The 11615-nt window shown below is 47.3% G+C and carries 14 protein-coding genes; 6 read left to right on the top strand and 8 right to left on the bottom strand.

The window, feature by feature from the left end:
- The first annotated feature begins 414 nt into the window (after window positions 1–414).
- Complete coding sequence (locus tag ACFFUV_RS21010; protein ID WP_390197074.1) at window positions 415–969, top strand: gamma carbonic anhydrase family protein; 555 nt, start codon at window positions 415–417, stop codon at window positions 967–969.
- Here the strand turns inward: ACFFUV_RS21010 and ACFFUV_RS21005 are convergent.
- From ACFFUV_RS21005 to tsaC, 4 genes are all read right to left on the bottom strand, one after another.
- Window positions 956–1222 carry a DUF1488 family protein gene (locus ACFFUV_RS21005; RefSeq protein ID WP_390197071.1) on the bottom strand — a complete coding sequence of 89 codons (267 nt, stop codon included), beginning with the start codon at window positions 1220–1222 and terminating at the stop codon, window positions 956–958. The genes ACFFUV_RS21010 and ACFFUV_RS21005 overlap by 14 nt on opposite strands.
- Before the next feature lies 1 nt (window position 1223).
- Entirely contained in the window at window positions 1224–2054 is an 831-nt protein-coding gene (aroE, locus tag ACFFUV_RS21000; RefSeq protein WP_390197069.1) for a shikimate dehydrogenase, read from the bottom strand.
- Window positions 2055–2123: 69 nt separating this feature from the next.
- Complete coding sequence (gene hemF, locus ACFFUV_RS20995) at window positions 2124–3041, bottom strand: oxygen-dependent coproporphyrinogen oxidase (protein ID WP_390197066.1); 918 nt, start codon at window positions 3039–3041, stop codon at window positions 2124–2126.
- A 27-nt stretch (window positions 3042–3068) separates the two neighbouring features.
- Window positions 3069–3626, bottom strand: coding sequence for an L-threonylcarbamoyladenylate synthase type 1 TsaC (gene tsaC, locus ACFFUV_RS20990; protein ID WP_390197063.1), 558 nt, complete (start codon window positions 3624–3626; stop codon window positions 3069–3071).
- A 198-nt stretch (window positions 3627–3824) separates the two neighbouring features.
- Here tsaC and purE point away from each other — a divergent pair, with 198 nt between their 5' ends.
- Both purE and ACFFUV_RS20980 read left to right on the top strand, forming a co-directional pair.
- The gene (gene purE, locus ACFFUV_RS20985) at window positions 3825–4310 is read left to right on the top strand and encodes a 5-(carboxyamino)imidazole ribonucleotide mutase (RefSeq protein WP_390197060.1); all 486 of its coding nucleotides are present in this window, start codon (window positions 3825–3827) and stop codon (window positions 4308–4310) included.
- Window positions 4311–4313: 3 nt separating this feature from the next.
- Window positions 4314–5432, top strand: coding sequence for a 5-(carboxyamino)imidazole ribonucleotide synthase (locus tag ACFFUV_RS20980; RefSeq protein WP_390197058.1), 1119 nt, complete (start codon window positions 4314–4316; stop codon window positions 5430–5432).
- A 45-nt stretch (window positions 5433–5477) separates the two neighbouring features.
- Here ACFFUV_RS20980 and ACFFUV_RS20975 read toward each other — a convergent pair whose 3' ends face one another.
- From ACFFUV_RS20975 to ACFFUV_RS20960, 4 genes are all read right to left on the bottom strand, one after another.
- Window positions 5478–6050, bottom strand: coding sequence for a DNA topoisomerase family protein (locus ACFFUV_RS20975; protein ID WP_390197055.1), 573 nt, complete (start codon window positions 6048–6050; stop codon window positions 5478–5480).
- Window positions 6051–6172: 122 nt separating this feature from the next.
- Window positions 6173–6649, bottom strand: a complete 477-nt coding sequence (locus tag ACFFUV_RS20970; protein WP_390197051.1) for a DUF494 family protein — start codon at window positions 6647–6649, stop codon at window positions 6173–6175.
- Window positions 6650–6651: 2 nt separating this feature from the next.
- On the bottom strand, window positions 6652–7767 hold the full coding sequence (gene dprA / locus ACFFUV_RS20965; protein ID WP_390197047.1) for a DNA-processing protein DprA: 1116 nt from the start codon (window positions 7765–7767) through the stop codon (window positions 6652–6654).
- The gene (locus tag ACFFUV_RS20960; protein ID WP_390197044.1) at window positions 7760–8590 is read right to left on the bottom strand and encodes a hypothetical protein; all 831 of its coding nucleotides are present in this window, start codon (window positions 8588–8590) and stop codon (window positions 7760–7762) included. The genes dprA and ACFFUV_RS20960 overlap by 8 nt, the downstream gene beginning before the upstream one ends.
- Window positions 8591–8779: 189 nt before the next feature.
- Here ACFFUV_RS20960 and def point away from each other — a divergent pair, with 189 nt between their 5' ends.
- The 3 genes from def (at window position 8780) to rsmB (ending at window position 11612) form a co-directional block, all read left to right on the top strand.
- A complete protein-coding gene (gene def, locus ACFFUV_RS20955) occupies window positions 8780–9301 on the top strand; it encodes a peptide deformylase (protein ID WP_390197041.1) in 522 nt (173 codons plus the stop codon).
- 21 nt (window positions 9302–9322) lie between these two features.
- Window positions 9323–10270: a methionyl-tRNA formyltransferase gene (fmt, locus tag ACFFUV_RS20950; RefSeq protein ID WP_390197039.1), complete on the top strand. Its 948-nt coding sequence runs from the start codon at window positions 9323–9325 to the stop codon at window positions 10268–10270.
- Between the two features lie 61 nt (window positions 10271–10331).
- Window positions 10332–11612, top strand: coding sequence for a 16S rRNA (cytosine(967)-C(5))-methyltransferase RsmB (gene rsmB / locus ACFFUV_RS20945; protein WP_390197037.1), 1281 nt, complete (start codon window positions 10332–10334; stop codon window positions 11610–11612).
- Window positions 11613–11615 lie beyond the last annotated feature (3 nt).

Raw genomic sequence — 11615 nt, 5'->3', positions numbered from 1 at the left:
CTTTAGAATCATCTTTGATTATCATCAACGAGTGCCCACACAGATTGATAGGTTTATATTGTTAAAGAGCTTCTCTTCTTTTGTGACCGAAGTCACTGCGAAAGAGGCGGTCATTTTAGCGAGATAAACTAGAGTGTCAAACACTTTTTTCGTTTTTATTTTTTACCTTTTTAAAAGTAAAAATAACTGCTTACTTCACTATTTATATTGACCTCTAACTCGTGAACTTTTCGTTTTGAACTGTTCCCGTGTCAGCGAGGGGGCATTATAGAGATCGAGCTCACGTTGGCAACCCCTTTTTTACGTTTTTTTCTATTTTTTTGTCGTTTGGATGTTTTCTATTCAAAACAACTTATTTTTACCATCATTGAACGGTAAATTGGGCGAAATACCCTATCTAGATGAGGAAAAGTGATGAGTTCACTTCGCAGCTATAAAGGAATATCGCCACAAGTCGGCCAAGGTGTCTATATAGACAGTAGTAGCGTGTTAGTTGGTGATATCGAAATCGGTCAGGATGCGAGTATTTGGCCTTTGGTCGCCGCTCGTGGTGATGTTAACCACATCAAGATAGGTGAGCGGACCAATGTTCAAGATGGTTCAGTCCTTCACGTTACTCATAAAAACGCCGATAACCCAGAAGGCTATCCGTTACTTATCGGCAATGATGTCACCATTGGCCACAAGGTCATGCTGCATGGATGCACAATTCACCATCGTGTACTGGTTGGAATGGGGTCCATTATTCTCGATGGCGCAGTCATTGAAGATGAAGTGATGATCGGGGCAGGAAGTTTAGTCCCACCCGGGAAGCGTTTGAACAGTGGCTATCTGTATGTTGGCAGCCCTGTGAAGCAGGTACGTCCTCTAACAGATAAAGAGCGGCTGTTTTTACAAAAATCTGCTGATAATTATGTCGAGAATAAAGACGACTTCTTAAACCATGTCGAAGACATCAGCTGCCGATAACGATTTTTCCGTCTTCACTAAACAGCTCATCCTCGATAAGTTGTTCGGCAAGTTCTTCCATATCAAAACGACAATCATCAAATACGGCGAGTGCTTGCTCGCCATTTTTAATCGCATAACCAGAGATAATCTCAAGCTCATCACTGCTAACGCTGCATTCAATCAAAGCGCCACCTTGTTGTGCCGAGAAAACAACCCGCCGATTTTCCTCATCCCAACTTTGGGCGTCAGGAAATAAAATAGACTGGTTCATATTAGTCTTCCAAATTCTTTCTTAATTCACGCAAGATTTGTTTCGTCCCTGGACGCAGGCCGCGCCACAGCATAAAACTTTCCGCAGCTTGGCCGACCAGCATGCCTAACCCATCATAAGCGCGCATCGCACCGTGGTCGATCGCCCACTGGTTAAATGCCGTTCTACCTTTTCCATACATCATGTCATAGGCGACGCTATCTGAGCTGATAATCGCGCTGGAGATCTGCGGTAATTCACCGTTCAGACTAGCAGATGTAGAGTTAATCACCACATCAAAGCTACTATCAATACTCGACATCTGTAGCGCTTTCACTGTGCCATAGTCTTGGAACACCTGCTCTAGCTGCAAGGCTTTTTCAAATGTACGATTAGTGATGATGATTTGCTCTGGCCCTTGATCAAGTAGCGGTTTAATCACACCGCGCGCCGCACCACCAGCACCAATCAAGAGGATTTTGGCGCCTTTGAGCGGTACTTGATATTGCAACAGATCTTGAACCAAACCTTCCCCATCGGTGTTATCACCAATGATCAGTCCGTCATCGAGCTTTTTCAGCGTATTCACCGCACCAGCGAGTTGCGCGCGCTCAGTCAGGCGATCGGCAAATTGATAAGCCTGCTCCTTAAAAGGAACCGTCACATTACAACCACGCCCATCTTGAGCAAAAAATGTTCGTGCCGCTTGCTCAAAACCATCAACAGGAGCCAGTTCAGCAGTATAAGTAAGGTGCTGGTTGGTTTGGCGAGCAAATAGGGTATGAATAAACGGTGATTTACTGTGTCCGATCGGGTTACCAAACACCGCATAACGGTCAATGTGCGTATTCATACTCTACCTCTATTTAACAATCGTCCTGTGTCTTTCGACACTACCACTAACTCTCAAGCTGGAAAAGCGTTACCACTCACGTGGGCGTAAGTAATCTTGATATAAAGACGCTTCGGCGGAGCCTGGCTCAACTTGATGATTGTACTCCCAGCGCACCAGTGGTGGCATCGACATCAGAATCGATTCCGTACGACCGCCACTTTGCAGACCAAATAACGTCCCGCGGTCGAACACGAGGTTAAACTCCACATAACGTCCTCGACGATAGAGCTGGAATTGACGCTCACGGTCCCCAAAGGTCGTGTTTTTACGTTTTTCGACAATCGGTAAGTACGCCTGAGTGTACCCTTCACCTACTGCTTTAATGTAGTCAAAACACTTGTTAAATTCCCAGTGGTTTAAATCATCAAAAAACAGCCCACCAATACCGCGAGTTTCCTCTCGGTGAGGCAAATAGAAGTAACGGTCACACCATGCTTTGTGCTCAGCGTAAACATCGTCTCCAAATGGCGCACAAAGCTGTTTCGCCGTGTCATGCCACCATTGGCAATCTTGTTCAAACGGATAGAACGGTGTCAGATCAAAGCCTCCACCAAACCACCAGATTGGCTCTTCACCTTCCTTTTCGGCGATAAAGAAACGTACATTGGCGTGAGAGGTCGGAACGTAGGGATTATTGGGATGCATCACCAAAGACACTCCCATCGCTTCAAAGCGGCGTCCGGCCAATTCAGGACGATGAGCCGTGGCTGAAGCCGGCATTTCTTTACCTGTGACATGAGAAAAGTTAACCCCTCCTTGCTCAAATATGTCACCGTCTCGCATTACGCGGGTACGCCCACCACCACCCAGACGCTCTTCTGAGTCTCGATGCCAAGCATCTTCAACAAACACGGCTTTTCCATCCGCTTGTTCTAACTGCTGACAAATCGAATCTTGAAGCTCAAGCAAAAACTGCTTCACCGCTTGTTTATCAATAACTGACATCTCTATACATTCCTTATTGTTGGTTGCTTAACCTTGGCGCAATACTTTACCGGATTTGGCGTCTCGAATCTCACTGGGCTTATCGCGCCCTCCCGTCTCACCCTGCAAGATGGCCACGAGTTGTTCGCCGAGTTGCTCGCTCACTTGTTCTGTTGTCATACAAGGCGGCAGCCCACTCAAGTTAGCGCTGGTTGACGTTAACGGCTTACCGAATTCACGACACAACCTTTGAACCAAAGGATGATCGGTTACCCGCACAGCAATCGAATCAAACTGACCACTAACCCAAGTGGAAACTTTAGGACTGCATGGCATTATCCATGTCACTGGGCCGGGCCAAGTTGCATGAACCGCTTCAAGTTGCTGCTCACTGAGCTGAGATTCATCGATGTACGGTAATAACTGCTGATAATCAGCGGCAATCAAAATCAAACCTTTTTCGACAGGTCGCTGTTTAAGGGTTAATAACTTTTGAATGGCTTGCGGGTCGTCAGGATCACACCCAACGCCAAACACGCCTTCGGTTGGATAAGCAATGACTTCTCCAGTTTGCAATGCATTCAACGCTTGCTGGAAATTATTCACGGGTTGTTCCTTTTATTATTATCAAGGCTAACGTTGAGCTAAGTGTACAAAGTTTCACACCGCGAGACTAAACCAATTTAATCAGAAAATAATTGTGACAAGCGCCACTTACTGCGCAAACGTTTGCTTGAGTTTAAAATCTCCGTATAATGCCCACAAATTATCAGCTCAACCAATTGCAGCCTAAAGGAGTTCGAGATGAAAGTCGGTATTATTATGGGTTCAAAATCAGATTGGCCAACCATGAAACTCGCAGCAGAGATGCTGGATAAGTTTGGTGTTGCCTACGAAACCAAAGTGGTCTCAGCTCATCGAACTCCACAATTGCTGGCGGATTACGCTTCCACAGCAAAAGAGCGTGGCATTAAAGTCATTATTGCCGGAGCGGGCGGAGCTGCACATCTACCTGGCATGGCTGCGGCGTTCACCAGCGTACCGGTGCTGGGCGTTCCTGTGCAATCGAAAGCTTTAAAAGGTATGGACTCGCTACTTTCAATTGTTCAAATGCCAAAAGGCATTGCTGTCGGCACGTTAGCCATTGGCGAAGCTGGGGCGGCTAACGCAGGTATTCTTGCCGCGCAAATCATTGGTACGTCTGATGACGACGTGATGGCAAAAGTTGAAGCTTTTCGCGCTGAGCAAACAGACACTGTGCTTGCGAATCCAAACCCAGCGGAGGAGTAATCGATGCACGTTTTAGTTCTAGGGGCAGGGCAATTAGCACGCATGATGGCTTTGGCAGGCGCGCCATTAAATATTGAAATCTCGGCATTTGATGTCACCAGCGAAACCATCGTGCACCCTTTAACCAAAGCAGTTATCGGCCATGGCTTAGACAACGCAATTCACACCGCTGACGTCATCACGGCTGAGTTTGAACATATTCCTCATGACGTTCTCGATATCTGCGAAAAAAGTGGCAAGTTCCTTCCAACCACACAGGCTATTAAAGCCGGTGGCGATCGTCGTTTAGAAAAAGCACTCCTTGATGCCGCTGGTGTTAAAAACGCCCAGTACACGATTATCCAAACGCGTGAGGACTTTGATGCGGCTATTGATCAAGTTGGCATTCCGATGGTGCTCAAAACAGCGCTCGGTGGCTATGACGGCAAAGGGCAATGGCGACTAAAAGACCAACAAGAGGTTGATCGCATTTGGGCTGAGATGGCTGAAGCACTCGCATCCCATAACCAAGCGATTGTCGCTGAAGAGTTTGTGCCTTTTACTCGCGAAGTTTCTTTAGTCGGCGCACGTGGCAAAAATGGCGAAGTCGTGGTCTATCCATTAGCCGAAAATATTCATGTGGATGGTGTTCTCAGCTTGTCCACTGCAATTGATGAACCACAGCTTCAAGCCCAAGCAAAACAGATGTTTACTGCGGTCGCTCAAAGTTTGGATTACGTCGGAGTGTTGGCACTAGAGTTCTTTGATGTCAACGGTGAGCTGTCGGTCAATGAAATAGCTCCTCGCGTTCATAACTCCGGTCATTGGACACAGCAAGGCGCAGAGACTTGCCAATTTGAAAACCACTTGCGTGCTGTGTGTGGTTTTCCATTAGGGGCAACCCAGCAACTTCGACCCACCGCCATGATTAATATACTTGGTCAAGATCAGGTCGATTCAAGCTTAATGGCCACGTCAGGTGTTCACCTTCACTGGTACGGAAAAGAGAAGCGAACCGGGCGCAAAATGGGGCACATCAATGTTTGTGCAGATAGCCAAGCCATGCTGTTCGAAAAATTACAGGCCTTGTCTAAGGTTCTGCCGAAAGCGCATTATCCGGCAATCCATCAGATTACGGCCTAATTGCACCTCATCAACTAAAAACGGCGCTCTATGCGCCGTTTTTAGTTATTGCTGTTCAGATTGTACATGATGACACTTGCGATCAGCGCACTGCCGTTTTGTTCCACTGGCGAGCTTCTTCTCCACCAGTAATGGAAAACCACAAACTTCACATTTCCCCACTAGCGGTGGTTGATTGACGGCAAACTTACATTTAGGAAAATTATCACAAGCGTAAAAGAGTTTACCAAAACGGTTTTTCCGTTCAATCAAATGGCCTTTAGCACATTCAGGGCAAGGTACGTCAGTCTGCGGCTCGTCATTATCAGGTTGGTCAATAGACTCAATATGATGGCAATTAGGAAAATCACTGCACCCCACAAACATTCCGTAGCGCCCTTGTCGCAGTACCAGCTCGTTTCCACAATCAGGGCAGGGCACTCCAAGTTCTTTGACAATATGACCGTCATTTTGATGCAAGGGTTTAATATATTGGCAACTCGGATACTGTGTACACCCAAGAAACGGCCCATGTTTACCATGACGCAGTTGCAGTTGCCCACCGCACTCAGGGCATGGCTCATTATCTAGCGCGTGCTCATGGGCTGAAAACAGTTTATCGTCAGCTTTTTTACTCATACTTTCAAACTTGATTGATTGGTACTATTCCAACGCAGTGTGAATAGTAAAATGGCGTACAACAAAAAGTGATAAGCTTCGCCAGCCAAGCTGGCGAAGGACGAGAAGGGGATGAACTGGCTTTAGTGCAAGATACCTTGCTCTTTGGTGTACAGCAGTTCTTCCATTAACGTATAAGCGTTTTCATTTCCTGGTACGTTAAACAGCACCATCAAAATGATCCATTTCAAATCATCCAACTCAAATTCGTTGGTTTCTAACCCCACCACGCGATCAATCACCATTTCACGCGTTTCTGTTGTCAGCACTTTTATTTGCTCAAGGAACAGAAGAAAGCCACGACATTCAATATCAAGGCGCTCCATCTCTTTGGCAGTATAAATACGTGTTGACGTTGCCGCACTGGTTGAAATCGCCGATTGTGCATCACTTTGCTGTAATGCGGCTAAATCTTCTAACCACTGGAGGGCTTTATAAATATCTTGCTGGTGAAACCCCGCTCGAACTAATTCTTCTTCAAGCTCATCTTGGTCCACCTGTAACTCTGCATCGCTATGGATGTAGGTTTCGAACAAATACATGAGTATGTCCATCATCATAGCTAGCCTCTCCCCTTTCGAATATAGCCACCGGAAACTGCAACCACGTGCCCTAAAAGCTCAAGCTCTAGGATCTGCATCATGACTTCATGGACAGGGATATTGGTCCTGTCAGCAAGAATATCAACTGGTGTCGGTTTATTTCCTACGTTAGCTAACAGTAAGGGAAATGGCAATTCTTCTTTCGCCTCATTTTCAGCAAATCTGAGAGTTTGTTGCGGTATCTCGACTTTATTTGCCCAGTTTAGCAAAGGATTGAGCTCAGAGAGGATATCTTCGACATTTTGAACTAAGCACGCACCTTGACGAATCAGCTGGTTACTGCCACGCGCTAGCGGGTTATCGATCAGCCCCGGCACGACAAATACTTCGCGGTTTTGTTCTGTCGCATAGCGCGCGGTGATGAGGGAACCACTACGTTCAGCCGCTTCGACAACCAACACCCCAAGAGAGAGCCCAGAAATAATGCGATTACGCCGAGGAAAGTGCGCCGCGATTGGTTTGGCATCAGGATGAAACTCCGACACTAACGCGCCTTGCTCAGCAATGCGCTGCGCCAACCCTTTATGCCGCGCCGGATAAATATGCTTAAGCCCTGCACCTAATACAGCGATAGTGTTGCCCCCCGCATGCAAAGCACCATCATGAGCATAGCCATCGATCCCGAGCGCTAAGCCACTGGTGACAGTAACACCTTGCGCAGTTAACTGTCTTGCGAAATACCCTGCAGATTGGCGACCATCAACGCTGGCATTACGACTGCCAACGATGCCGATTTGTGGTTGGCTTAGCGCTTTCAGCTTACCTTTTACAAACAGGACAGGCGGTGCAGCGCTGATCTGTTGTAACAATGCAGGGTAATTAGGATCATCTCGAATGATGATGTGGTGATCATCGCCGCTTTCAAGCCAATGGAAACAAGTGTCCAATTGCGTTTTTGATGGATGACGAAGGTAATCGACCTGCTTTGAGTTCAAACCTAGTGCCATTAACTGCTTGGCAGAATATGACAGCAGATGAAGAGGATGATCGACAGTTAATAGGCGGCTGAGACCTTTCGGTCCCAACTGTGGTGTAAAGTAAAGCGTAAGCCAAGCTCGTAAGTGAGCATTATTCATTGGAGCACATCGCTTGGCAAACCCGCTGTAAATTGAGCGCACTGAGGTTTAGCGGATAATGAGGTTGCCACTCAATGACTTTACCCAAACTAACCTGAGCATAGATTTTCATGATAACAAGTTGCCCTACTATTTGATGAGTCATCGCTGAGTGTAATAGGTGATAACGTTGATTGACGGCGACCCCACCGGAACTCCCGCCGTGCAAGATCAACCAGTCTTGTGGCGCGATATAACTTCGCTCGCTGGCATGGCCAATAATTTCCACGGTGCTGTCCTCGACCAATGGGAGAGGTAACTGAGCAATGGTCACATCGGCAGGCAGGAGCACATCGCCCTCTCTGACTTCCTTGATAGCACCATGAAGCAACACCTGATGTTGCCCATGAACCTGTTTTACCAACGCAACAGGTTCAATAACCGTATAGTGATTGTCGGCAATATCAACTCGGGTAGCGGCTCGGTATACCCACCACGCATCGACACCATGAGTTAGGGCTCCCGAAAACCGCGCCCAATCATCATTCTTTAAAAAGGAATGAGCTAAGTTGTGGGTAACGATTTTCGGTGCTTGCTCAAATTGAGCATCTGTCACCAGGTATCGCTGCTTAAAATCCGGCATCACGCTTACAGAGTTTTGCGTCGCACTTAATGCTGAGTAACGAACTCGAGGCTTGAGTTTCTGCACACGAGGCTCGAATGCACTAAAATAATCAGTAGCCCTCTTTTCTGCCGCAGACGAGGAGGTCACACTCTCAGTACTGTGGACAATAAGAGGTAATGTGGCGATGAAACTAACGACCATCATCGAACTTCGTAACATAAGCCAACCTTAGATAAACTCACGGTTTGCGCCACCAAGTGTTCATGTTTGTTAACAGAATGAAATAAAACTTGGAGGAAGAATCAGAATGAAAAATCGTGATGATGCTGTCATTTGGGTTATAAAATGTCTAGAATTGCCCCAGCAAGGTTTATCCTCATTCGGCACAGTTCAAAATTTTGAGTGTATATGTCTGTATTACAAGTATTAACATTTCCTGATGACCGCTTGCGCACGGTAGCGAAACCTGTCGCTGCGGTCACACCAGAAATCCAAAAAATCGTCGATGACATGATTGAAACCATGTACGACGAGGAAGGTATTGGTCTCGCGGCAACGCAAGTCGACATTCATCAGCGCATTGTGGTGATTGATGTTTCTGACTCTCGCGATCAACCTCAAGTCTTCATCAATCCAGAAATCATCGAAAAACACGGTGAAGACGGGATTGAAGAGGGCTGTCTATCGGTTCCCGGAGCGCGAGCACTGGTTCCTCGTGCAGCTGGTGTCACCGTCAAAGCCCTTGATCGTGATGGCAACGAGTTTACTCTGGAAGCGGATGAGCTTCTGGCTATTTGCATCCAACATGAATTGGATCACCTTGAAGGTAAGTTATTCGTTGATTATTTGTCGCCGCTAAAGCGCAAACGCATTCAGGACAAGCTGCTTAAAATTAAGCGCTATAACGAAAAACAAACCAAACAAGCCTAAATAAATTTAAGGAAGTTTACCTTGAGCAAGCCATTACGAATTGTCTTTGCCGGTACTCCAGATTTCGCCGCCCGTCACTTGGCGGCGTTGTTGTCTTCGGAGCATGAGGTTATTGCGGTTTATACCCAGCCCGACCGTCCGGCAGGTCGTGGCAAAAAATTAACTGCCAGCCCAGTCAAAAACATCGCGCTTGAGCACAATGTTGATGTCTACCAGCCAGTGAACTTCAAATCTGATGACGCAAAACAGCAGTTGGCTGATCTCAACGCCGATATCATGGTCGTCGTCGCTTACGGTTTATTGCTTCCTCAAGCTGTGCTTGATACGCCTAAGCTAGGCTGCATTAACGTTCACGGTTCGATTTTGCCACGCTGGCGCGGAGCAGCGCCGATTCAACGTTCCATTTGGGCCGGTGACTCACAAACTGGCGTGACCATCATGCAAATGGATGTCGGTCTTGATACCGGTGATATGTTAAAAGTGGCGACATTGCCAATTGAAGCCAGCGATACCAGTGCATCCATGTATGAAAAACTGGCGCAGCTAGGCCCTCAAGCATTAATTGACTGCCTAGCCGACATTGCAGCGGGTAAAGCAATACCAGTGAAACAGGATGATGAGCAAGCGAACTACGCGAAGAAGCTCAGTAAAGAAGAAGCTCGCATCAACTGGAACGACGATGCTGCACACATTGAGCGCTGCGTTCGCGCATTTAACCCTTGGCCAATGAGCCACTTTGACGCCTCTGAAAACAGCATCAAAGTGTGGCAAAGCCGGGTGGCCGATATCACTTCTGATCAATCAGCAGGTACCATCATCAAGGCTGATAAAACGGGCATTTATGTCGTGACAGGTAACGGTGTATTAGCACTAGAGTCATTGCAGATTCCGGGCAAAAAAGCCTTGCCTGTTCAAGATATTTTGAACGCTCGTGCCAGCTGGTTTGAAGTGGGAACGGTACTCAGCTAATCCCGAATTGTTAGAACATTTTTGAGGGCAGAGATGCCCTCCTGTTTTTTATGGTGACCCTATGAACGTTCGCGCAGCGGCGGCTAATGTCCTATTTCAAGTTGTCGACAAAGGCAAGTCTCTCTCTACTGTTTTACCTGAAGCACAACAGTCCATTCGACCTCGTGACCACGCTCTTCTTCAAGAAATCTGTTACGGCACATTACGGTATCTTCCTCGCTTAGAAAGTACGGCCAACCAATTGATGGACAAGCCACTAAAAGGTAAGCAACGCGTATTTCATCACTTAATTTTGGTCGGTCTATACCAATTGAGTTTTATGCGTATTCCTCCGCACGCCGCTGTTGGAGAAACAGTGGAAGGCACTAAAGATCTCAAAGGTCCAAGGCTACGTGGCTTAATCAATGCCGTTCTGCGTAACTATCAGCGCAACCAGTCACAACTAGATCAACAAGCCGTCAGCCACGATGCCGGCAAATATGGTCACCCTAACTGGCTACTCAACTTACTCAAAACCAGCTACCCTCAACATTGGCAAGCCATCATTGATGCCAATAATCAAAAAGCGCCAATGTGGCTACGTGTCAACCGCCGTCACCATACTCGCGAACAGTACTTGGCTTTACTGGACGCGGAAGAAATCGAGTATCACGTACATCCTGAAGCCAGCGATGCCATTAAGTTACTGACTCCACGCGATGTCTATTCGCTACCAGGGTTTGAGCAAGGTTGGGTATCCGTACAAGACGCCGCCGCTCAGCTGTCCGTCGATTACCTCAACCCGCGAGATAATGAGCTTATTCTTGACTGCTGCGCTGCCCCTGGTGGAAAAACCGCACATATTCTGGAGCACACCCACAATACCAAAGTGGTAGCGATTGATGCCGATGAATTTCGCCTACGCCGAGTCAATGAAAACCTTGCCCGCCTTGAACTTGAAGCTGAGGTCATTTGTGGCGATGCTCGTACACCTGAAGCATGGTGGGACGGTGAAAAATTTGACCGAATTTTGCTCGATGCACCTTGTTCAGCCACGGGCGTGATTCGTCGCCATCCAGACATTAAGTGGCTACGCCGAGCGCAAGACATTGAATCATTAGCGACATTACAGAGCGAAATTCTTGACGCAATGTGGCAACAACTGAAAGCTGGTGGCACACTGGTGTACGCTACGTGCTCGATTACGCCACAAGAAAACCGTCAACAAGTGAGTAATTTCTTGGCGCGCACCGCAGACGCGAAACTCGTCGATTCCGACCCGCAAGCGCCGGGCAGACAAATTCTCCCGGGAGAAGAAGACATGGACGGTTTCTATTACGCCGTGTTGGTCAAACAAGCATAAACA

This window comes from Vibrio olivae (assembly GCF_042428525.1).
GTDB classification, from domain to species: domain Bacteria; phylum Pseudomonadota; class Gammaproteobacteria; order Enterobacterales; family Vibrionaceae; genus Vibrio; species Vibrio olivae.
Note: the sequence above shows the minus strand (reverse complement) of the source record. Positions and strands in the feature narration are given on the sequence as shown.

Coding starts and splice junctions, on each gene's coding strand:
- ACFFUV_RS21010 (WP_390197074.1), top strand. CDS start 415: ATGAGTTCACTTCGCAGCTATAAAGGAATATCGCCACAAGTCGGCCAA.
- ACFFUV_RS21005 (WP_390197071.1), bottom strand. CDS start 1,222: ATGAACCAGTCTATTTTATTTCCTGACGCCCAAAGTTGGGATGAGGAA.
- aroE (WP_390197069.1), bottom strand. CDS start 2,054: ATGAATACGCACATTGACCGTTATGCGGTGTTTGGTAACCCGATCGGA.
- hemF (WP_390197066.1), bottom strand. CDS start 3,041: ATGTCAGTTATTGATAAACAAGCGGTGAAGCAGTTTTTGCTTGAGCTT.
- purE (WP_390197060.1), top strand. CDS start 3,825: ATGAAAGTCGGTATTATTATGGGTTCAAAATCAGATTGGCCAACCATG.
- ACFFUV_RS20980 (WP_390197058.1), top strand. CDS start 4,314: ATGCACGTTTTAGTTCTAGGGGCAGGGCAATTAGCACGCATGATGGCT.
- ACFFUV_RS20975 (WP_390197055.1), bottom strand. CDS start 6,050: ATGAGTAAAAAAGCTGACGATAAACTGTTTTCAGCCCATGAGCACGCG.
- ACFFUV_RS20970 (WP_390197051.1), bottom strand. CDS start 6,649: ATGATGATGGACATACTCATGTATTTGTTCGAAACCTACATCCATAGC.
- dprA (WP_390197047.1), bottom strand. CDS start 7,767: ATGAATAATGCTCACTTACGAGCTTGGCTTACGCTTTACTTTACACCA.
- ACFFUV_RS20960 (WP_390197044.1), bottom strand. CDS start 8,590: ATGTTACGAAGTTCGATGATGGTCGTTAGTTTCATCGCCACATTACCT.
- def (WP_390197041.1), top strand. CDS start 8,780: ATGTCTGTATTACAAGTATTAACATTTCCTGATGACCGCTTGCGCACG.
- rsmB (WP_390197037.1), top strand. CDS start 10,332: ATGAACGTTCGCGCAGCGGCGGCTAATGTCCTATTTCAAGTTGTCGAC.